Genomic DNA, 21,910 nt, shown 5'->3' on the forward strand with positions numbered 1-21,910 from the left:
CGCTTTTTTATGGTGGGGGAGTGATGGAATGTTTTTGATAGAAAGAGAGCGGATTGGGTCCACAATGAAAAAAATGAAAAGCCAGACAGCTAACGTCTTGACGCTGATCAACCTCTCGCTCGGTGCACTCGCATTAATGTTTATCGTACAAGATCACTTAAAGACTGGCTTTATACTCATTTTCCTTGCAGGGCTGTTCGACCGGTTTGACGGCATGGTTGCAAGAAAGATGAATATCGAATCAGAGTTTGGCAAACAGCTCGACTCCTTGTGTGATTTGATCTCGTTCGGCATCGCCCCAGCTCTCCTAATGCATGAAGCAGTGCTTCAGCAATTCGGCGTCCCTGGCGTGATCTTCAGCATCATCTTCATGGTGTGCGGCGCAATCCGCCTGGCTCGTTTCAACATTACGGAGTTTACAGGAGCGTTCGTCGGCATGCCGATAACCGCGGCAGGCTGCCTGCTCGGAATCAGCTACCTGACCGTAGATCTTATGCCTGCATTTTTGTTCATGTTCCTTATCTTAATGCTCTCATTCTTTATGATTAGCACCATTTCAATTAAAAAGCGATAATCACATAAAAAACCCCGCCATCGCGGGGTTTTTTCGTTTTTCTGTTGGAAACAGCTAGGGAATTCCCTTTATCTATGGAACACCCATTTGATCTATTATTTTGTCAGTTCAAGGAACTGCTCGACGTCTTGAGCGGCAAGCTTGATCCCCTTCAGCCAGAAATCTTGCTTCGTGATATCCACACCAAGGTGCTTTTGCGCAAGCTCTTCCACTTGCATTTTGCCTGTGTCGCGAAGCAGCTTGATGTATTTCTCTTCGAACGACGGTCCTTCTTGCTTCGCAACAGCGTAAATACCTGCTGAGAAAAGGAAACCAAACGTGTAAGGGAAGTTATAGAACGGCACATCTGTAATATAGAAATGAAGCTTTGAGGCCCAGAAGTACGGGTGGTACTCTGACAATTCACCGCAATATGCTTCTTTTTGTGCTTCTTCCATCAGCTCGCACAAACGAGCAGTCGAAAGCTGGCCGCTCTTTCTTTCTTCGTACATTCGTGTTTCAAACAAGAAGCGAGCATGAATGTTCATGAAGAATGCGACTGCACGCTGCGCTTTGTCTTCTAGCAGTGCCACTTTTTCTTCCTGTGACTTGGCGTTGTCAACTGCTGCATCCGAGACGATCAGCTCTGCAAAAGTAGAAGCCGTTTCAGCCACGTTCATGGCATATTTCGTTCCGAAATACGGAAGGTCCTTCAATACGTCCGAATGGAACGAATGGCCAAGTTCATGAGCCAGTGTCGACACGTTGCTTGGCGTGCCAGAGAACGTCATGAAAATGCGCGTTTCTTTCTTTGTCGGGAATCCTGTGCAGAATCCGCCTGGGCGCTTTCCTGGACGATCTTCCGCCTCGATCCAGCTCTCAATGAACGCTTTCTCTGAGAACAAGCTCATTTCAGGTGCGACACTTTTGAAATTTTCAACAATAAAGTTTGCCGCCTCATCGTAGTCCATTTTACTGTTCGCTTCGGATAGTGGAGCATCAATGTCATACCAAGCAAGCTTGTCGACACCAAGAATCTCCGCTTTACGCTGCAAATAAGAAACGAAAATGTCTTTTTGTGACTGGATCGCATCCCACATCGCATCGAGGGTTTCCTGCTGCATGCGGTTGATCGCTAGAGGCTCCTTCAAGACCGATTCCCATTCTCTATGCTTGTATACCGAATTACGAAAGCCTGCGATATGGTTCAAAGCACTCGCACAAAAATCGGCATCCTGCTCCCACGCTTTCGTGTAGCTTTCAAACGTCTCGCGTCGAACATTTCGATCGCCATGACCTAGACGGTTCTCCGCCTGACCGACAGACAGCTTCTCCTCTTTTCCTTCGTATGTAACCGGAATTTCCATCTTTCCGACCACTTGATCGTAAAGCGTCGACCACGCATGGTAGCCATCAACCGCTAGATCATTGATAAGCGCTTCCTTTCCAGCAGAGAGCTTCTCTTTCGCGTTGTTGCGCTTCTCATTTAAGTAGAAAGCAATGTGCTCATAGCGACCATCCTCCAATACCGCGTTCCACTCTTCGTCAGCTGTTTCCATCCACTTAATGCTAAGAGCAGACACTGCGTTAGAGAACACCGCATAAACCGCTTCAAGCTTCCCGCGCAGAGCAATCGCTTCTTTATCCTGTACATTCTGTGCGATCAAACAGCCAATAAACGCACCAGCCGTTGAAAGCTCAGCTGAAAAATTCTGCAGCTCATCCGTCAATGCTTGGAACGATTCAGCAGAGAACTCAAAATCATCCGCGTTCTTTTCGATTTCCACTGCTGTCTGCTGCAGCCACTCCATCTTTTCCAATAATTCAGGAGACGAGCTTCCTCCTTTAAACGCTGTATCTAAATTCCATGTTTGCTTCAAGCCTTGCAATAACATGACCATTCCCCCTGACACGTATTTTTCTATCTTTTCATATTATAAAAAATTTTCCAATAAAAATCGACTATAAAGTTTATTAAATTAGAATGTTTTCTTAACCATTGTTTCTTTAAGAGTTCAAAGAAGTGACTGATCTCCGTAACAGGCGCACGCGTATCCAGAGGGGGGATGGCGAAAAGCGCGGTTGGGCTCGTCCAGCCCCGACAAGCAAATGAGAAAGGGACCGAGAAGATCGCTTTTTGACTTATTGGGAACTGGCTCATTTGACCTCGAGGGACTAGCCGCCGCAGCTGGACAAACCGAAAAGCGGAGGCGGCTCGTTCAGTCCCGACCAGCAGAAGGTGAAGGGGCAAGGAAGGCGCTCTTTGCCTTACTGGACCATTCATCCTTCTGACTCGAGGGGCTAGCCGCCGCAGCTGGACAGGTGAGCCCATTTGTCGCTACGCGCCTTTAAATGGTCTCACCTGACCGCTTGTCCCTCAGGATAGGGAAGGCTATTTAACAAGTCATCGCACGAAGAAAATGTGCTGTTCATTTTCGAGGAGTCGGCACCTTTCACTCCGAATGAAGCATTCAAAGATGGTTTAGATAACTGAGTGGGTACGAACCATTCTATATTAAGTTGTAAGCCCTCCTCATAGACAGGTGCTTAAGTATCGTGTTTACTCCACAGAGGCAATCCATCATGTATTTGTTTGCAATTTCAATATTTTAAAGCATCAATCTCTGCAAAATAGCCTTTAATTACACTTGGGTAATTAAAGGGTCCAGTACGTTTCATAACCGCCCGAGTGTGCCAAACAAACAGCAAAACGCCCCTGACTCATCAGAGGCGTTTCACGTTCATTCCATTATTCCACAACGGAAATATAACAAAAATAAGCCAGCATCACCACAAACGAAACATACATAACGGTATTTTCCACTTCGTTCCCCCCTCGCCGACTATTTCATTCTCCCACTACTTCTTGATAGAACTCTCTTTATCCTTCATGCCCTGTCTAATCAGCTGTTAAACCTGTCTACAAGTTCTCTTTCGCCCGTCGGATCAGCTCTCTTACCATCCGTCCGCCGATCTCGCCTCCTATGATGCCTGCCTCTTTTGCTGTCAAGCCGCCATTCCCATCATCCTTCAACGGAATGCCTGCATCCTTCGCTACCTCATATTTCACCGTGTTTGGATTCGACAGGTCCACATTATAACCCGCGTTCTTCATCACTTCTGCTTTAAAGCGATCCAGCGCATCCCTCGCTTCTGGAACGATTGGTCTTCGTCTTTTAGCCATATTGCCACTCCTCCATTTTTCAGCCTTTCTTATATGTTCTCCGCGTTTATTGATTTCATGAAATAAGCACCTCCTCAACCAATGAGAAGGTGCTGCAATCATTATTTATTCTTTTCTCCCTGCTGGCGGCTGCGGTAGAATTCATGAAATAGTTTCATCAACGCGCGTTTTTCAATTCGTGACACATAGCTTCTGGAGATGCCGAGCATTTTGGCGATCTCGCGCTGTGTTTTTTCTTTTTTTAGATCAAGTCCGAATCGGCCGACGATCACTTCTTTCTCTCGGTCATCGAGCACGTGGATATAATCGTAAATCTTTTTCTTCTGCATCTTCAGCTGAATCGCATCTGCCACGTCTTCGGTATCCGCTTTCAGAACGTCGATCAAAGTGATTTCGTTTCCTTCTTTATCCGTCCCGATCGGGTCATGCAGCGACACGTCTTTTTTTGTCTTTTTCAGTGCCCTTAAATGCATAAGAATTTCGTTCTCGATACACCGTGCCGCATATGTCGCCAGCTTCGTCCCTTTGCCGCGAGAATAGCTTTCGATTGCCTTAATCAACCCGATGGTGCCGATGGAGATCAGATCTTCCGTGTCTTCACCTGTATTTTCAAACTTTTTACAAATGTGAGCAACCAAGCGCAGGTTATGTTCGATGAGCAGGCTCCGGGCGTGTTCATCGCCTTCTGCCATTTCCTTTAGATATTTTTTTTCATCGTTCTCTGATAGCGGCTGCGGGAAGGCGTTGTTTTTTACATACGATACGAAGAACATGAGCTCTTTAAAAAAATACGATAGTACAGCAAGCATCCCTGACATGGTCGCACCTCCAGTGAAAGTTCATCTCCTTATTTGTATGCGATGCTGGGCTTGGCAGGTGTCTGTACATGTATTAATTTCTATAGAGCAATGGAATGTGCCGATAAAGATGCTCCACTTTGTTTGTGGTGTTATAATTTATGCAACAATTTTAAACGACCGGGGTGAGTTATGGATTTTATTGCTTTAGACTTTGAGACAGCTAACAAAACAAGGGGCAGCGCATGCGCCATCGGCCTTGTAACCGTTGAAAAAGGTGAGATCACCGACAGCTTTTATTCCCTGATCAAGCCGAAGAACAATTGGTTTGATCCGTTTCATACGACCATTCACGGAATCACGAAAGAGGATGTGATGGACAGTCCTGAGTTTGATGAAGTATGGGAACAGGTTGCACCTTCTTTTCAAAAAAACATCATCATTGCCCATAACGCAAGCTTTGACATGAGTGTTCTACGGCATGCGTTCGCTGATTACAACATCGACTCGCCCACACTGGACTATTCGTGCAGCTTAATCGCCGCCCGTTCTGTCTGGCCGGAGCTTGGCAGCCACCGTTTGAACATACTGGCCAATCAGCTGCAGATTCCTTTTCAGCATCATGACGCGTTAGAAGATGCCAAGGTAGCGGCACATGTGATGCTGAACTGCTTCCAACACACGAACACGATGGACTTTGACCAGCTGCACTCACAGCTGAACATGACTTTAGGCAGAATACATAGCAACGGATACACACCCGCACGGGGAAAAAAAGTGAAAGTAAAATAACAGATAAAGCCGGCTCCTTCAAACTTGGAGACCGGCTTTTTTTTAGAACATGGATATGCGGTTTGTTTTTTCTTTCATATTTTCATACAAGCTTTTGATCCGCTTCTGGTCATTGTACTCGCTGTATGTCATCTCATTTTTCTTAAATGAAACGGTAATGGAAACAAATAATAAATTCAGTGTAAACATGTTCTTATCTCTCCCTTGATTGTTCTGTTTTTTTCATTCATGCCGTATCTTTCTCCAGTGTGAGCCATTGTAAAAGTGCAATGCTGATTAACATCGCTAAAACCTCCCTTTCTTTTCTAAGATATATAAAAAACGCCGCAGGAAAATCCATGCGGCGTTTGCTGTATGAAGACACAAAAAAGCCGCAGGGCATCAGCCTGCGGCGCTTTTTAACACATTAAAAAGACGTACTGCATCCACAGAAGACCGATGGGTTACTCTTATTTAGTTGGTTCGCTTCAGCTAAGATCAACATGTTAAACGGCCTCCTTCGTTCATTATTATACTCCATTCCAATTATACCCATAAATGGAATGTTTGTAAACTTCTTTTTCCTTACTTGTTCATTGTATGCAGCTCAATTCAAAGAATGACACCCAATTTCACTTAAAATTAAGAATGTGTACACTTTCACATACTTTGACTATAATATACGTGAAAGGGAGGTAACAACATGCTTCATCCTAAAGTCATTTATTACTCTACGCGGCCGATTTCGTTAACGGCCTCAATTATACCTGTGCTGTTTGGAACGATCCTTGCTTCTCAGTGGATTGACATCAGCTACTTCGTGTTGTTTTTAACTTTGCTGGGTGCGGTAAGCCTGCAATGCGGAACAAACCTTGTAAACGACTATTTTGACCACAAAAAAGGCGCAGACCTTCCTGGTTCGTTAAGTCCGTCCGGCGTTATCGACCGCGGAGAGATGACACCGCGCCAAGTGTATGTGACCGGCCTCGTCTTTTTTGCTATCAGCATCGTCTCAGGTCTTTATTTAACCGCACTAGCAGGGCTTGAAATTCTGTACATGGGTATCCCGGCACTGCTTGTCGGCTATTTCTACACGGCCACTCGCTTTGCGCTTGCATATAACGGTCTTGGCGAAATTGCGTCAGGCTCGATGCTCGGGATACTTGCGGTCGTCGGCTCGTATTTTACTCAAACACACATGATGAGTTTTGACGTGGCACTTGCCGCACTGCCGAACGCGTTCTTGGTTATGGCAATCTTACACGGTAACAACCTGCGCGATTTGGAGACCGATAAAAAAATCAACAAGATTACAATCGCTGGCTTGATCGGAAAAAAATGGGCCCGCTTCGAGTATTACTTCTTAATGATCGGGGCGTATGTGGCGCTCGCTCTACTTGTTGCAGAATTATTATTGCCCTATTGGAGTTTAATTGCCGCACTAACACTGCCTATCGCCGTAAAAGCGATCAACATTGTATCCTCAACATGGGAGCCGGAAAAGCTGAATGGTGTGCTTGGACTCACAGCCATGCTTCACCTCTCGTTCGGCGTGCTGCTTTGCATCGGAACATTGATTGGCGTGCAAATTTAACTTTCATCTTAAATAAACAGCCGGTTCAACGGCTGTTTATTTATGCGTTTAAAAGGCTCGTTATAAGAAACGATAGCCCGAAACTTAGTAAAAGAGAAATGACCCAGTCTCTCTTCGAAGTCATTTTTAACATGACATTCATAACGGCACTAATGCACAATACTAGTATAAAAACAAATAAAATAATCATAAACTTTTCCATCCATTGTCCTCCAATTCATTTCCATTTATCATAACACCCTTGTCTTTTGTCATCCACATTGAAAAAGAGACGCACCCGTGTAGAACAGAAGCGCCTCTTTCCTTTTTTTTATGCCGACTGCTTTATCACATTTTCGGTTACCCAGCGTTTGCCTTCTACAAGACGAGCTGTCATCATGCTGGCAACGTTATCACCTGTCGCATTTAACAATGTTGCCGGAGGATCGATGATCGTGCTGATCGCCGCAATAACCGGTAGCGCCTCTGGCGGAAAGCCAAATAATGAAAGGATCAGCATCTCGCCGATCATCCCGCCTTGCGGAATCGCACCCATCACCATGCCGACCAGAATCGCCGTTAACCCCACGAGCAGATACGTGTTAAAACCTGAGAAGTTCATATCAAACACACCGAACAAGAACGTGATCTTCAGCACACCGCCCATAACCGAACCGTCTTTATGAAGTGTGGCACCGAGCGGGATCGTTGTCTCGCTGATATCATCCGGCACGCCCATCTTTTTCGAGGCATCCAAGTTAACAGGAATTGATGCTGCACTCGAGCAAGTGGCAACCGACGTGATCGACGGCTGCAGCATGTTGCGCCAGAATAGAGAAACGCCTTTTTTGCCATTCGCAAGCATCGCGTATAGCGTGAAGAACACGACAAAATATAAAATGGCGAGCGGATAATAAAACAACACGGCTTTTAAATAAGAACCGATTAATGTTGGTCCGAATTCTCCGATCAATGCGGCAAAATAAGCACCCAATCCAATCGGCGCATAGTACATGATAATTTTCACAAGCTTCATCATCACTTCAGAACCCGCTTGGAGAAACACCGAGAACGGCCTTCCTTTCTCCCCAGCCATCGATGCAGCTAGTCCGACGAGTACCGAGAAAACGATAAGAGCGAGCATGTTTGATCGGCTGAACAACTCCATAAAATCAGGAACTGTAAGTGTCGCTGTAATCTGGTCCGCTATGCTTACCGCTTCTCCTGTTTCTTCCGGCTTCACAAGCTTGATTTTGACACCTTCCGACGGATCGAACACTTTGACCGCCGCCATCGTCACAACAGCTGTGATGATGCCGGTAAACAAGAACACGCCTAGCATGCTACCTAAAATACGGCCAAATCGTTTGGCGCTGCCCATCGAAGCGATCGCCGAACTGATTGAGAAGAACACGAGCGGAATCACGACCGTAAACATAAGGTTCAAGAACAAGTCACCAAGTGGCTTCAGCTTAGCCGCGTCCTCGCCCATCCCCCATCCTAACAGCGCCCCGCCTACGATGGCCGCGAGCAGCAGAAGAGAGAAGCGGTACGTTTTAAATAATTGTTTCATAACATTCTCCTTTATTATCACTCATTGTATGTATGACATTTCCTATTCTACCAAAATAATTCGATCGTTTGTTAAAAAAGGAAAACCGCAGACTAGGTAACGACTGCGGTACGTGAAAATTATAATTTACTGCTGCCATGGAAGAATACGAGAATCTGATATAGACCGGTCCGTTTCAATACACGGTAGCCTTTATCAGAAGAAGTGGCGACACCTTCATCATTCGGTCTGCAATAGCCGTTCACCTCGCATGTTCCATCGTCACGCAATAGAAGTTTGCCGAGAAGGCCTACGTTCACGCATTCTGATCTTAATCTCCGGGGGATGTATGTTTGATCAGGATTATAATCAGGATTAAGGACACGAGCAAACGCTTTTCGTTCTGGTATGATCTCTCTCCCTTTTTGAACCTTTTCCGCTGGCAATGTGACTTCTTCTTTTACAACTCGGCCCCACTCATCTTGCAAAAATTGGCCATGCCATTTCATCTCCTGGCTGTCACCTATTAAACTTGAAGTGGCACTGATAATCCCGAGAATATAGGAATCTGCTGAGTTTGCTTTCCGTACTTTCTCCCCGTCTGCCGTCACAAAATATCCCGGTTCTATCGATTGACCGTCCAGTGTTTCAAACATTTCGGCATAATCCGCTCCGCCTGGAACAAACGTGCCATCAACATACATATTTCCATCCGATGCAAGCCATTTCGCTCCAAGACCTGGGGTTACACTTGTTCCATTAGCAATAAACCAAGAGTAAGCTTCTGTAGCCGAACCGAATTGTCCCATAATATGAGCTCCTTCAAAGCCCGCGGTACTCGTTTGAGACCCTTCTGCGTGCGATACTATTCCAGATGCTATTGTGACAAAACCTTCTGCATGCGAACTAGCTCCGCTTGCTTCGGTCAAATTCCCTTCTGCATGTGCAGCAAAACCGCTTGCTTCAGTATCGAAACCTTCTGCATGTGAACCATCTCCGCTAGCTACGGTAGACTCACCCTCTGCATGTGAAAAATCTCCCAAAGCGCGAGGACCTCTTAAAAATAAAGAATATCCGCCTTCAGCATGTGCGGCAATACCACTCGCAATGGTACCCATTCCTTCTGCATGCGAAAAGGTTCCTAACGCTTGAGGTCCTGACAATTGTGTGATATCCGGCGTTCCACCTTCTGCGTGTGAACCAATACCGCTCGCAATGGTACCAATTCCTTCTGCATGGGAGCTGTCCCCTGTTGCACTATTAAAAGCTGGAAATCCATTAAGATCTCGATATCCGCCTTCTGTATGGGAAGCATCACCGCTTGCTGTATTTCCCAATCCCTCTGCATGTGCAGCCAATCCACTTGCAGTAGTCGTAACGCCTTCTGCATGTGAAAAATCACCTGTTGCTTGGGGTCCGGGTAAAGTGTTGAAATTCAACGTTCCCCCTTCGGCATGTGCAGCGAAACCGCTGGCCGTTGTGCCTATTCCTTCTGCGTGAGAGCCATCTCCACTCGCCACGTTAGGCGCCGTGTTTCCAATCTGATCAAAACCTCCGCCTTCTGCATGGGATGCTCTCCCGCTAGCCGAACTGAATTCCCCCTCAGCATGGGAAGCCTCTCCCGAACTAGATGTGCTATTGCCTTCTGAATGAGAGTATCTGCCGCCAGCGATTGTTCCTCCACCTTCTGAGTGGGCAGCTGGACCGTCCGCCTTTGTACTATATCTTTCAGCATGCGACGCATAGCCATTTGCTGTTGTTTGAAACCCTTCCGCATGTGCTGCTCCCTCGTTTGCAACTGTCAAATTTCCTTCGGCATGCGAAGCGCCAAAGTTAGCACTTGTTTGAACTCCCTCAGCATGCGAAGCGAATCCGCCCGCCGTCGTTCCCGATCCTTCCGCATGCGAAGCGAAACCGCTCGAAGTGGTATTCGATCCTTCCGCTTCTGAACAGCCTCCTGTTTCAGCCCGATTACATTCATCTGCCATATTCGCACCCCCCTACATACATCATCACCTCACTTTATTCAAGACAGGGCTTAATTCATGACAGAAATAAGAAAAGAGAAGGTTATCCCTTCCCCGCTTGAAACCCTGAATACAGTGTCATCCCGCCATCCGCGATCAGCGTAAGACCCGTTACATAGCTCGCTTCACTCGACGCGAGCCACGCTGCAGCCGCCGCGATTTCTTCCGGCTTCCCGATATAGCCCATTGGAATCAGATCGATAACACCTTTTTTCTTTTTCTCGTCTTTAAATTTTTCTGCGTTGATTGGTGTGTTGATCGCTCCGGGTGCAATGGAGTTGATTCGGATTTTTTTTGGTGCATATTCAAGTGCGAGCGTCTGCGTCATCAGCTTGATACCGCCCTTGCTCGCTGCATAATGAACAAAATGCGGCCATGGGATGATTTCATGAACGCTCGACATGTTAATGATGCTTCCTTGAATCTCGTTTTTTAGAAAGTAGGCAATAGATTCTCTGCATCCTAAAAATTGTCCGGTCAGGTTCGTTGAAATGACCTTATTCCAGTCATCGAGTGTAAGTTCATGTGAAGGCACTTCGTTCTCTATCCCCGCATTGTTGATCATCACGTCAAGTTGTCCAAAAGAGTCCACCGCTTCTTCGACGAGCGCTTTAATATCTTCTTCTTGTGTTACATCACCTCGTACACCGATTGCAACTCCGCCAAGATCTTTTATCTCATTGACCATTTCCTGTACAACGTTTTCTTGTTTCTCGCTATGAAAGTTTATGACGACGTTCGCTCCTTCACTGCCGAAACGAAGCGCACATGCCTTACCTAACCCGGTTGCCGCTCCTGTGATAATGACGGTCTTGCCAGAAAGATCTTTATACATGTAATTCGCTCCCTTTATTTTTTCGTATATCCAAGCAAGACACCGCCTGCTACGATTAGGACGAGCCCGATTATGATGAACAGCTTTTGCCTTTTTGACTTCTTTTCTTTTAATATAAAAATTCCGCCAAGCGTTGAGATCACGATGCCTGTCTGGGAAAGTGAAAAGCTCGTCGCGACACCAATCATCGGCAGACTCAGCAGCAGCGTGATGTTTCCTGTGCTCCATAAAAATCCAGTGAGGATGTTACGTACCGCAAACTTGTTCCAGGCAGAATGGCCGAGAGACAACATCATACCACCAAGCAGCATGCCGATCGCTTGTGGGAGTATAGCCTTCCAGCCGTCAATCTCGAACCATCTGATCAAGATCACATAGCCTACAAATCCGACAGTAGACACGAGCAGGACCGTCAGACCTTTTTTATAATTGCTGTCTTTACCTTGTTCATTCTTATCTTTAAGTGACGTGAACACTGCACCAGCTATAATGGCTGCGATCGAGATGACACCGATTAGAATCTCTCTGCTCGTTTCCCATTCTTTAAATATAAGTACACCGAAAAGCGTCGTCCCAAAAAGCTGCATGCCGGTAGATAATGGCACGATCTTGGAGACACCAAGATGATCGACACTCGCAAACTGGTTGCGTTGTCCAATCACCCAGAACAGACCGGATACGAGTCCGACTGCGAACGTTTCGCTGTCGAGCTTCGGCTGTGTAATAAAATAGGCCACAACAGCGAAAATAAGAGCGCCAAATGTCATGCCGAGCGTCTGGCTGTGCTCGTCACCTCCCAGTTTTTCGCTAAGAAGTACGATGCTCCCCCAGCAGACAGCGGTAACTAATGCAAGTATGATTCCCATGATGCAGCTCCTTTAATGACAGTTGACAATAGGTTTCCCTTAAAGCACAAAAAGAAACACCGCAAAGAGCAAGCCCTTTGCGGTGTCTGAAAAACCCTTATTCTTCGGCGTCACGAAGAATTTCTTTATATTTTTTTGCCGAGAAATACATAACCGAAGTAATCGCTAGCAGTGACAATGTGGACAGTCCGAGAAAAATGGAATCCATCGTGTCTCTTCCTTCCATAGGAAGAACAAGACCTAAATAAAGAAAGGCGCTTAAGCTTAATAAAATGATGCCAAAACGCTGATAATCGGCAACCTTTTGCTGAATCACATTCTTTTCATTTTGTGTCATGTCTATACCTCCTAACCCCTACTTATACACTAACATACTGAAGCAGGCGGCCTAGCAAGCAAATGTTTACAACTTTGTGACAAACAGCACAATGAGCTTTTTTGCTATAATTGTTAGGGTATTTGATGATTCCGCGAAACATCATATTTTCTTGCGTTTGAATTCTTGCTGCGTTGTCTCTCATGTTAGCAGGAAAATGTGAATACATTCACCTGTAACACATATACACCAAGCTTAGGTACTTTTGGATGTTCAGTTGCTAATAAAAGGGGTTTTATGAAAATAAAGGAGGTGCGACGCAAATAAAGAAAGAGGCTTTTTTAGTGATGCAAATAGATTTTTAAACATGCAAAAAAACAGTTAAGATCTGCAAATAAGTATGCCAGATTCACAAATAAACATAAACCTTCGAGAGCTGCAAACAAAATAAAACGGGTCCAAAAGTACCTGCTTAACATCACAAAAAATCCAGCTTAAATCACAAAAGGACGCCCCTCAACGGAGGAACGTCCTCATTAAAACGATATAACTTAAGACAATGCGTTTCTTAAATCTTCAATTAGGTCCTCAACATCTTCAATACCGACTGAAATACGAACTAAACCATCGACAATCCCGAGTTCAGCACGACGTTCTGCTGGTATAGAGGCGTGCGTCATGCGGGCAGGAACAGAGATCAAGCTCTCAACCGCACCAAGACTTTCTGCTAGCGTGAAGTATTTCACCTTCTTCAGCATCTGATCCGCTTTTTCCGCACTTCCGACATCAAACGAGACCATGCCACCGAAACCGCCAGATTGTTTTTTCGCGATATCATGCTGCGGGTGCGTTTCAAGTCCTGGATAATAAATCTTTCCGACTGCCGGATGGTCGTTCAAAAATTCAACGATTTTCTTTGTGCTGCTTTCATGTGCTTCCATACGAAGGCCGAGTGTCTTGATTCCGCGCATCAGCAGCCAAGAATCCTGCGGTCCAAGAACGCCGCCTGTTGAGTTCTGAACAAAATGAAACTCTTCGCCGAGTTTGTCGTCGTTCACAACCACTAGACCTGCGACAACGTCACTGTGGCCGCCGATGTATTTTGTCGCCGAGTGAAGGACGATATCCGCTCCAAGCTCGATCGGCGTCTGCCAATAAGGCGTGTTGAACGTGTTATCGACTACAAATAAGAGATTTTTTGATTTCGCCCACTGTGCTGCTGCTTCGATATCCGTTACCTTCAATAGCGGGTTCGTCGGTGTTTCCACGTATAGAGCTTTCGTGTTCGGCTGAAGTGCTTTTTCCACTTCGTTCAAGTCTGTTGTGTCAACGAACGTTGACTCGATGCCAAGGCGGTTAAGCACCTTCGTCATCACACGGTATGTGCCACCGTATACGTCGTCTGTTAAGATAACATGATCTCCAGCGTTAAAGAGCATCATAACAGCAGTAATTGCCGCCATTCCTGACCCGAAAGCGAAGCCGCGCTTGCCGCCCTCTAAGTCTTTGATCAGTTCTTCTAATGCATGACGTGTCGGGTTCCCCGTACGGGAATACTCAAAGCCTTTATGAACGCCGACTTCCTCCTGTTTGTACGTGCTTACCTGATAGATCGGGAAGGATACCGCTCCCGTTGTAGCATCTGACGGGATCCCGCCGTGGATGAGCTTTGTTTTGCGTTTCATGGTCACATTCCTCCCTCATAAATTTTCTTGCTTAAATACCGTTCTGAGCTGTCTGGAAACACCGTGACGATTGTCGAGCCGTCTGGTGCATTCTCAGCTTCAAGAAGAGCCGCGTGCAGTGCCGCTCCTGATGAACTTCCAACAAGAAGCCCCTCTTTTGCTGCCAGCTCTTTCACACGTGCGAACGCATCTGTGTCCATCACAGTATGGATCGCGTTAAAATGCTCTTTGTTCATATACTCCGGTAAAAATTCCATGCCAATGCCTTCTGTTTTATGCGGACCGGATTCTCCGCCGTTAAGAATCGAACCCTCAGGCTCGACGATGACCGTCTTCACATCTGGATTTTTTTCTTTTAAAAAGTTCGCTGTTCCCATGAACGTTCCGCCTGTTCCCGCACCTGCGACGAAAACATCGACCTTACCATCAAGGTCAGCCCAGATTTCCGGACCAAGTGTCTTGTAATAGGTCAATGGATTGGCAGGGTTCGAGAACTGTGCGGGAGTATACGAACCTGGGATTTCAGCGAGCAGTTCTTTTGTCTTTTCAATCGCGCCTTTGATGCCAAGCGCGGTCGGCGTGTTGATGATTTTTGCGCCTAGCGCCTTCATGAGCTCTTGCTTTTCAACGCTGAATTTTTCTGGAACGACGAAAATGACGGAAATGCCGCGGTTGATCGCAGCGAGCGCCACACCGATTCCCGTATTGCCGGCGGTCGGCTCGATTACCGTCCCGCCTTCCGCTAATTTCCCGGTGCGGAACGCTTCATCAAGCAGTTCCTGACCGAGACGGTCTTTGACGCTTCCGCCAGGATTCATGAACTCGAGTTTGGCGAAGAGTCTGACTCCCCGCTTCAAATCGAATTGCGTGATTTCCAAAAGCGGCGTGTTGCCGACAAGCTCATGCACATTGCGGTATACAGCCATACTTGTCCTCCCTACTCAGCAAAGACAACGTGCCATTCGCCGCGCTTGGCTAGCATGTTTTTCGCGATTTCTTTTGCGCCTTCTAAGCTGTGATTGGCAGCCCATCCGCACTGTATCTCGTTGCACGCCGGCACTTCTTCTGCTTTAAGCACATCGTTTAATGTTTTCTCTAGTACATCCAAAATTTCATCATAATTGTCATGGTTGATCACAGAAAGGTAAAAACCTGTCTGGCAACCCATTGGGCTGATGTCCACGACAGATGCATGGTGGTTGCGGATGTTTTCGGCCATCAAGTGCTCGATCGAATGAAGCCCGTCCATCGGCATATGCTCTTTGTTAGGCTGCGTGAAGCGGATGTCATACTTATGGATGACGTCTCCGTTTTTGCCTGTTGTTGTTCCCGCTAAGCGGATATAAGGTGCAGCTACTTTGGTATGATCAAGGTTAAAGCTTTCTACATTCATTTTCTTTGTCATGTTAATTCAGCTCCTCTAGGATCCGCTGAACGAGTTCAGCAGAGTTTTTTGACGCGGTTACTAAGAACTGGTCATACGATAGGCGAGCATCCTTGCCTGCGATGTCTGACAGTGAACGGATGATCACGAAAGGCTTTTTGAACTGATAGCATACTTGTGCGATCGCCGCTGCTTCCATCTCAGCAGCGAACAGCTCTGGAAACTTAGACCGGATAAAGTCAACGCGCTCATGGTCGCTCATGAAAGAATCTCCTGATGCGATGAGCCCTTTTGCCACTTGGATGCCTTCAATTTTCAGTGCCGCTCTTTCAGCCGCTGCTACTAAAGAGGCATCTGGCGTGTAAGACGCTGGCATCTGCGGAATCTGGCCGTATGCGTAGCCGAAAATTGTCGCATCTGCATCATGATGTGTCACGTCTGTGGAAATAACCACGTCTCCTACGTTAAGCGAAGATTCAAATCCTCCGGCTGATCCTGTGTTGATGATCACATCTGGTGCATAGAGCTGAATCATCAAAGTCGTACCGATCGCCGCGTTTACTTTTCCGATGCCTGACTTTAAAAGTACAACTTCTTTTCCGTGCAGCAAGCCGCTATGGAACTCACAGCCGGCAATCATTTGTTCTACCGGCTGTTCCATCTGGTCTCGCAAAATAACGACTTCTTCTTCCATTGCTCCGATAATGCCAATTTTCATCGTGTCAAATCTCCAATATTATTTTTTTACAGCTTCCATCAGCCACACGTATTCGTTCATTTTTGTGAACGATACAGAAAATCCATGCTTCGTGAACAGGCTCCGAAGGACCTCTAGTGTCGTATAATATTCTGTCTGAAGGTCTTTGAGTAAATTCATGAACCCTTGTTCTTGGACGATCGCATGGCGGCTCTTGCGGTCTTCATCATGAAGGTACGCTGTATCTGCAAATACAATCTTACCATTTTGTTCGAGCAGCTGGCTATAAAGCTCGATCGCTTTATCTTTTTCCTCATCAGTTAAATGGTGAAACGCGTATGTGCTGACGATCGTGCTGATCGGCGCGTCAATTTTAGGGAAGCTTAAGAAATCACCGTCAAAAAGGGTCAGATCGGGAAAACGAGCTTCAGTTTTCTTTCTCATTTCAGTCGAAGGCTCAATTCCAAAAACGGATAGACCTTTGCCTCGCAGCTTTTCTGTCAGGTTGCCGGTACCAACGCCGAACTCGAGCACATTGCCTGAAGATTTCGCGGCAACGGTATCTAGTATCACTTCATATTGATCAAATACCTCTTTATATTCAACATCATGCCCTGAAACCGTATCGTCATAAGAAGAAGCCCACTCGTCAAAAAGATCAATAAATTCCCTGCCCATTGTATTCACTCCAATATAATTTATATAATTCCTATCGTTATACTATGAATTAAAACGTTACATGTTCCAATTTATCATAAAATCAACACCAATTCAATTTTACAAGCCTCAAAAAAATGGCAGAAATGCTATATAATAATGAACAGCGTCCACGATGAATAGGAGGTGAAAAAATGGTGTTTATCACAGAACTGATACATGACAAAGTAGAATCCGCAGAAGCTTCCTCACTTAAAGAGCTGGAGAAAAAAGTGAACGATCTGATCGACATCAATAAAGCACTGATGCTAGAGGTGCACCATGTTTCACATCACGTGACACCGTCTCCAAAAGGGGTTCTATTATATAGTGCCCTGATCCACTTTAAAGCAAAAAACACGCCTGATTCTCAATGAATCAAGGCGTGTTTCTTTAGTTAGGGGTGACACTCGTCGGCTTCCATCCTTTTTCCGGAACCCATTGCAGCATCACTTCATATTTCGTGCCTTTTGACTTTGACTGAACTCGTCCGACAGAAGTATCTTCACTGCCGCCGTTCCCCAGCCAGAGAATCGTCATGTCTTCCGCAGGTATGGCCGTCGCATAAGAAAGGGCCGCCGTCATTTCTTTCCAGTCTTGAGAAGCATCATCGTACGTTTTTTGATGAGGTTCGCTTTGCGTTGTACCGATTGGCTCCCATGGCCCATCTGGCCCACCGCCTTCAGCTTGCTCCGGTTCTTGCTCTTCTTCAGGCTTCTGTTCTTCTTCAGGCTTCTCTTCTGCCGTATTATCTTCTGCTTTTTCATTCTCGGCTGCTTCTTGTTCTTCGCCGCTTTCCTTCTCGATAGCGGCTTTATCATCATTATTTTTTACGTTCTCATTTTTCGTCTTATTTTCTGAGACAAACAACCCCTCTTTCTCCTTTTCATCACTTCCGAACAGCAAATCGCCTGTAATGATAAGAATAAGGACAGCCACAATTCCTATGGCAATATTTAAAAAGCGGTTCTGTTTCCTTTTCTCTGTCCGCGTCTGATATCTTTTGTTACGGTCCATTGTTTTCCTCCTCTATACAAATGGCGCTTCTATTTTATCTATTTTAACACGCCTATACAATTCGGCAAAACATGACCCTTTTTCGTCCACCGTATCCATATTTTTAACGGGGAATGCTTTCTTGATCAAGCCGATAGGCACCGCGGACGATTGAGCCATATGCCTCGAGGACCTTGTTTTCCCTGCTATGCTTTAAGTCCACCACAACAAGCACGTATTGGGGAGCCTGAGCTGGAAAATAACCGGCGAACCATTTAACGTCATCCTTCTTCGCTTCTCTTTCTGCCGTGCCTGATTTGCCGGCGACCGCATAAGGCAGACCAGCGAGTGCATGCCCTGTTCCGTCTTCATCCGTTACAACATGCCTCAGCATATTCTGCAGCTGCATGTACGTATAGGATGAAAGCTTATCGTCTTCATGTGACTGTTGAGAGAAGCGGACGAGCTCAGCCCCATCAGAATAGAGGACTGCATCAGCTCCCTTTGCTTCAATGACTGGACCTCCTCTTGCGATGGAAGCCATCATGCTTGAAACAGCAAGAGGAGTGACTTTGACGTTTAGCTGTCCGATTGCCGTCTGAGAAATGGCAAGCCGCGAGCTTTTATCCTGTTTGTCAAGATTTCCCCAGATTTGTCCAGCTTCTTCTTCTGGAAAGTGACGAAATTCTTTATAGTGGTACACATCATCCGTCCAGCCTGCTGTCGGTGTCAATCCAAGTTTTCGAGAAAAATTTTCAAAATATAATGGGTCTTCTTTCATTACCTGTTGAGCCAGTAATCCAAACGCAGAATTGCAGCTTTGCGAAAAGCTTTTCAGTAAATCTAACCTCCCCAGCTCTCTTTCCGCTCGCTTTCCATAAATAGATTGGCTGCAGTCAAAGTGCTGCGCTAATCCAATATTCTTCTCAATCGCAGCCGCAGCGGTAACGATCTTGAATACAGAACCAGGAGAGTGAAGCTTAAGCATCTGGTTTTGAAAGTCTGGCTCAAACACACTCTCGGGGGTGAACACTGGACGTGAAACCATCGCCAGCACACTGTTTGTTTTCACATCCAGAAGCACCGCTCCGCCGTTATTGATTCCCGCGTCCGAGATGCTGTCTTCAGCTATTTTCTGCAGACGGCTGTTAAGCGTCGTTTTCACCTGCAGTGGATAAAGGGGATTATCTGGTGTTCGAAGCTTCACATCAAGTCCGAAAAGGGGCGAACCTGACCGGTCAACGTGATACACGTACTGCGATTCGCCTTCAGAAATTAAAAACGGGTCAAAAGCAGCCTGAAGACCGTTCTTCCCGGTTCTCGTCGATCGGCTGATCGTTCCTTTCTCCCACTTATCTCCATATCTCTTTTTCAGCAGGCTTACATCCTCACCGACTGCTCCAATAAAATGATTGGCGAACGTTTGCGGCTTTCTCAAACTTACCCATTGTGCATAAAGCCCTTCCACTTTCCATGAGTTCACCGTTTTCATTTCTTCCAATGAGATGGAACGTTCCATCTTCAGTGTAAATGGCTTTTTAGCTTTATGAAGCTGTCTTGTGATCTCGTGCTCTTCTATCTGCAGAAACCCGCTCAGCTTTCGTATGGTTTCTTTATTATTTTTTAGAAAAGGAAAAAGTACGATAGACAGCCGCTTATCGGCTGACAAACTGTTTCCCGCATTATCCAGCAGCAAGCCTCGCCCATCATGAAAGGTGAAGCTGTGTGTGCGCTGCTTCACACTTTCTTCTATTAAATTTACATTCTGCTCAGAAAACGAGTCTGCCGAAAATAACTGGATTTGCGCGAGCCGGACAATCAGCAGAACAATCAGCATCATCATAGCAAAACCGGTTGATTTAATACGTCTTTCCACGGTCCTCACCTCTACCACCATCTTGTCCGGTGAGTGACCCTTATAAACGGTAAGCGTTCACCTTGATCAAACGTGTGAACAAAAAAAAGCCCCATTCGCGGATTGGCAAATGGGGCTAATCATCCTTTATTTAACTTCTAAAATTCGGACGCTAATATCTCCGCCCGGGGTGTGTACAGAAACTTCATCTCCAGCTTTTTTGCCAAGCAGGCTTTTCGCCATAGGAGAGTCATTTGAAATTTTCCCTTCAAATGGATCGGCTTCTGCGCTTCCGACGATCATGTATGTTTCTTCATCGCCATCAGGCAGCTCTAGGAAACGCACCGATTTACCAATGGAAACGGTTCCGGAAGTGTCTTTGTTGTCTTCGATGATCACGGCATTGCGGACCATTTTTTCAAGCTGTGCAATGCGCGCTTCTACAAATGCCTGTTCGTCTTTAGCCGCATCATACTCAGAGTTCTCGGAAAGGTCACCGAAGCTGCGTGCAACTTTAATGCGCTCAACGACTTCTTTGCGCTTTTCCGTTTTTAAATATTCAAGCTCGTTTTCAAGCTTTTGCTTCCCTTCTTGGGTCATATAATGCTTTTTCTCATCTGACATTATTCGTTCACTCCTTCTGTTATTCAGTACCTTAATACGTTATATTTACCATTCCAAAACGATATGTATACAAAATGGACATCCTATCCCCATATTAGAATGTCAGGGTCGGATTGTCCATTCGTATTACCCTCATTCATTAAATCAAAGACTTCTCCTCAAGGATGGTCCCGATCTTTGTGACCATGAGATCAATGGCTACACGATTCTGGCCGCCTTCTGGGATGATGATGTCAGCATAACGCTTTGTCGGTTCGATGAACTGATTATGCATCGGGCGGACGACCGAAATATATTGATCAATGACCGAATCCAGTGTCCTTCCTCTGTCACGCATGTCGCGCACCAAACGGCGGATGATGCGGACGTCAGCATCGGTGTCAACAAACACTTTAATGTCCATCAAATCACGAAGGCGTTCGTCTTCAAGGATGAGAATACCTTCCAATATAATGACATCTTTAGCATCAACTGGAATAATTTTATCACTTCTTGTATGCGCTGTATAGTCGTATACCGGTTTTTCGATCGCCTGATATTGCTGAAGGTCATGAATGTGCTGAATCAACAGGTCATTGTCGAAAGCAAGAGGATGGTCGTAATTTGTGTTTAACCGTTCATCCATCGACTTTTCTGATTGATCTTTATAATAAGAGTCTTGCTCGATGATCAAAATAGACTGGTCAGCAAACTGGCGGTAGATTTCCTTCGCTACAGTTGTTTTCCCTGAACCCGATCCTCCGGCAACTCCGATAACAATTGGTTTCTTTCCCATGTTTCTTTCTCCTTCCAAACACTTGAAGCCTTTTACTTTAATTTCTTTTGATGCTGACCATCATACCGTCACCTATAGGAAGAAGGGATGAATGGAAGCCATCGTGGTTCATGATGTACTCGTTGAAAGCTCTTATTTTTTTAACTAAAGAACGGAGCCGCCTGCTTTCAAGGCCCTCTTCGTCCGCAACATACCCACGGAACATGACGTTATCGGTAATGACCATTCCTTTACTGCTGAGCATCTCCGTATACGCATCAAAAAACTTTTGATACTGTCCTTTCGCCGCATCAATAAAAATTACATCAAACGGTCCGTGCTGCTTTATATCATCATGCAGTTCGTTGGCATCGCCTAAAACTGCGGTGATTCTATGAGCAAGGCCAGCTTTTTTTATATTTTCAATCGCCGTAGTATATCGCTCTTCGTCCTTTTCAATCGTTACAATGCGTGTTTCAGGCAGGGCATCAGCCATTCTTATGCTTGAATATCCGATCGCGGTGCCTACTTCAAGAATCGACTTTGGCTGCTTGACTCTAAGCAGCTGCAGCAATGATTCTATCCCTACTAGCTCCATAATTGGCACATCATTCTTTTTCGCATACTGTTCCATTTCTTCAATGAGTGATGGCCGAGGAAGAATGAGGCTGCTGATATATTGTTCTTGCTGTTCATTTGAGACCAAAACGAGATCCCCCTTTACTTAACCGGTATATTGTAACAC

23 protein-coding genes are annotated in these 21,910 nt (G+C 45.8%); 4 read left to right on the plus strand and 19 right to left on the minus strand.

Annotated features, from left to right (window positions below; all coding sequences use genetic code 11):
* Positions 1-28 precede the first annotated feature (28 nt).
* Positions 29-574: a CDP-diacylglycerol--serine O-phosphatidyltransferase gene (gene pssA / locus ACFQPF_RS13640; RefSeq protein WP_379750280.1), complete on the plus strand. Its 546-nt coding sequence runs from the start codon at positions 29-31 to the stop codon at positions 572-574.
* A gap of 95 nt (positions 575-669) precedes the next feature.
* Here pssA and ACFQPF_RS13645 read toward each other — a convergent pair whose 3' ends face one another.
* The 3 genes from ACFQPF_RS13645 to sigK all read right to left on the minus strand — a co-directional run bounded on the left by ACFQPF_RS13645 (position 670) and on the right by sigK (position 4,555).
* The gene (locus ACFQPF_RS13645) at positions 670-2,448 is read right to left on the minus strand and encodes a M3 family oligoendopeptidase (RefSeq protein WP_379750281.1); all 1,779 of its coding nucleotides are present in this window, start codon (positions 2,446-2,448) and stop codon (positions 670-672) included.
* 1,025 nt (positions 2,449-3,473) lie between these two features.
* The gene (locus tag ACFQPF_RS13650) at positions 3,474-3,737 is read right to left on the minus strand and encodes a small, acid-soluble spore protein, alpha/beta type (RefSeq protein WP_379750282.1); all 264 of its coding nucleotides are present in this window, start codon (positions 3,735-3,737) and stop codon (positions 3,474-3,476) included.
* Positions 3,738-3,838: 101 nt separating this feature from the next.
* Complete coding sequence (gene sigK / locus ACFQPF_RS13655) at positions 3,839-4,555, minus strand: RNA polymerase sporulation sigma factor SigK (RefSeq protein WP_379750283.1); 717 nt, start codon at positions 4,553-4,555, stop codon at positions 3,839-3,841.
* 171 nt (positions 4,556-4,726) lie between these two features.
* On the opposite strand from sigK, the gene ACFQPF_RS13660 reads away from it, so the two are divergent.
* On the plus strand, positions 4,727-5,326 hold the full coding sequence (locus ACFQPF_RS13660; RefSeq protein WP_379750284.1) for a 3'-5' exonuclease: 600 nt from the start codon (positions 4,727-4,729) through the stop codon (positions 5,324-5,326).
* Positions 5,327-5,368: 42 nt separating this feature from the next.
* Here the strand turns inward: ACFQPF_RS13660 and ACFQPF_RS13665 are convergent, their stop codons facing one another.
* Positions 5,369-5,515: a YrzI family small protein gene (locus ACFQPF_RS13665; protein WP_379750285.1), complete on the minus strand. Its 147-nt coding sequence runs from the start codon at positions 5,513-5,515 to the stop codon at positions 5,369-5,371.
* 493 nt (positions 5,516-6,008) lie between these two features.
* On the opposite strand from ACFQPF_RS13665, the gene menA reads away from it, so the two are divergent.
* The gene (menA, locus tag ACFQPF_RS13670) at positions 6,009-6,899 is read left to right on the plus strand and encodes a 1,4-dihydroxy-2-naphthoate octaprenyltransferase (RefSeq protein WP_379750286.1); all 891 of its coding nucleotides are present in this window, start codon (positions 6,009-6,011) and stop codon (positions 6,897-6,899) included.
* A 310-nt stretch (positions 6,900-7,209) separates the two neighbouring features.
* Here the strand turns inward: menA and ACFQPF_RS13675 are convergent, their stop codons facing one another.
* The 10 genes from ACFQPF_RS13675 to ACFQPF_RS13720 form a co-directional block, all read right to left on the minus strand.
* Positions 7,210-8,451: a dicarboxylate/amino acid:cation symporter gene (locus ACFQPF_RS13675; RefSeq protein ID WP_379750287.1), complete on the minus strand. Its 1,242-nt coding sequence runs from the start codon at positions 8,449-8,451 to the stop codon at positions 7,210-7,212.
* A 119-nt stretch (positions 8,452-8,570) separates the two neighbouring features.
* Entirely contained in the window at positions 8,571-10,418 is a 1,848-nt protein-coding gene (locus tag ACFQPF_RS13680) for a peptidase G2 autoproteolytic cleavage domain-containing protein (RefSeq protein WP_379750288.1), read from the minus strand.
* Positions 10,419-10,500: 82 nt separating this feature from the next.
* Positions 10,501-11,292: a glucose-1-dehydrogenase gene (locus ACFQPF_RS13685; protein ID WP_379750289.1), complete on the minus strand. Its 792-nt coding sequence runs from the start codon at positions 11,290-11,292 to the stop codon at positions 10,501-10,503.
* Positions 11,293-11,306: 14 nt separating this feature from the next.
* Positions 11,307-12,158 carry a GRP family sugar transporter gene (locus tag ACFQPF_RS13690; RefSeq protein WP_379750290.1) on the minus strand — a complete coding sequence of 284 codons (852 nt, stop codon included), beginning with the start codon at positions 12,156-12,158 and terminating at the stop codon, positions 11,307-11,309.
* Between the two features lie 97 nt (positions 12,159-12,255).
* Positions 12,256-12,495, minus strand: coding sequence for a YrhC family protein (locus tag ACFQPF_RS13695; protein WP_379750291.1), 240 nt, complete (start codon positions 12,493-12,495; stop codon positions 12,256-12,258).
* Positions 12,496-13,025: 530 nt separating this feature from the next.
* Positions 13,026-14,159: a bifunctional cystathionine gamma-lyase/homocysteine desulfhydrase gene (locus ACFQPF_RS13700; RefSeq protein WP_379750292.1), complete on the minus strand. Its 1,134-nt coding sequence runs from the start codon at positions 14,157-14,159 to the stop codon at positions 13,026-13,028.
* Positions 14,160-14,161: 2 nt separating this feature from the next.
* The gene (locus ACFQPF_RS13705; RefSeq protein ID WP_379750293.1) at positions 14,162-15,085 is read right to left on the minus strand and encodes a PLP-dependent cysteine synthase family protein; all 924 of its coding nucleotides are present in this window, start codon (positions 15,083-15,085) and stop codon (positions 14,162-14,164) included.
* Positions 15,086-15,096: 11 nt separating this feature from the next.
* Positions 15,097-15,564: an S-ribosylhomocysteine lyase gene (locus ACFQPF_RS13710; protein ID WP_379750294.1), complete on the minus strand. Its 468-nt coding sequence runs from the start codon at positions 15,562-15,564 to the stop codon at positions 15,097-15,099.
* A gap of 1 nt (position 15,565) precedes the next feature.
* Positions 15,566-16,261, minus strand: coding sequence for a 5'-methylthioadenosine/S-adenosylhomocysteine nucleosidase (mtnN, locus tag ACFQPF_RS13715; RefSeq protein ID WP_379750295.1), 696 nt, complete (start codon positions 16,259-16,261; stop codon positions 15,566-15,568).
* Between the two features lie 18 nt (positions 16,262-16,279).
* Positions 16,280-16,918 carry a class I SAM-dependent DNA methyltransferase gene (locus tag ACFQPF_RS13720; RefSeq protein WP_379750296.1) on the minus strand — a complete coding sequence of 213 codons (639 nt, stop codon included), beginning with the start codon at positions 16,916-16,918 and terminating at the stop codon, positions 16,280-16,282.
* A 173-nt stretch (positions 16,919-17,091) separates the two neighbouring features.
* Between ACFQPF_RS13720 and ACFQPF_RS13725 the strand changes: the two genes are divergently transcribed.
* Positions 17,092-17,313 (plus strand): DUF2536 family protein, encoded by a 222-nt coding sequence (locus ACFQPF_RS13725; protein ID WP_379750297.1) that lies wholly within the window; start codon positions 17,092-17,094, stop codon positions 17,311-17,313.
* A 16-nt stretch (positions 17,314-17,329) separates the two neighbouring features.
* Here ACFQPF_RS13725 and ACFQPF_RS13730 read toward each other — a convergent pair whose 3' ends face one another.
* The 5 genes from ACFQPF_RS13730 to ACFQPF_RS13750 form a co-directional block, all read right to left on the minus strand.
* Positions 17,330-17,953, minus strand: coding sequence for a YrrS family protein (locus ACFQPF_RS13730; RefSeq protein WP_379750298.1), 624 nt, complete (start codon positions 17,951-17,953; stop codon positions 17,330-17,332).
* 103 nt (positions 17,954-18,056) lie between these two features.
* Positions 18,057-19,808 (minus strand): peptidoglycan D,D-transpeptidase FtsI family protein, encoded by a 1,752-nt coding sequence (locus ACFQPF_RS13735; RefSeq protein ID WP_379750299.1) that lies wholly within the window; start codon positions 19,806-19,808, stop codon positions 18,057-18,059.
* 126 nt (positions 19,809-19,934) lie between these two features.
* Positions 19,935-20,411 carry a transcription elongation factor GreA gene (greA, locus tag ACFQPF_RS13740; RefSeq protein WP_379750300.1) on the minus strand — a complete coding sequence of 159 codons (477 nt, stop codon included), beginning with the start codon at positions 20,409-20,411 and terminating at the stop codon, positions 19,935-19,937.
* 139 nt (positions 20,412-20,550) lie between these two features.
* A complete protein-coding gene (udk, locus tag ACFQPF_RS13745; RefSeq protein ID WP_379750301.1) occupies positions 20,551-21,186 on the minus strand; it encodes a uridine kinase in 636 nt (211 codons plus the stop codon).
* Positions 21,187-21,223: 37 nt separating this feature from the next.
* Complete coding sequence (locus ACFQPF_RS13750; RefSeq protein WP_379750302.1) at positions 21,224-21,871, minus strand: O-methyltransferase; 648 nt, start codon at positions 21,869-21,871, stop codon at positions 21,224-21,226.
* Positions 21,872-21,910 lie beyond the last annotated feature (39 nt).

Origin of the sequence: Fictibacillus iocasae, from assembly GCF_042665465.1 — a bacterium.
In the GTDB taxonomy this organism is placed as follows: domain Bacteria; phylum Bacillota; class Bacilli; order Bacillales; family Fictibacillaceae; genus Fictibacillus; species Fictibacillus iocasae.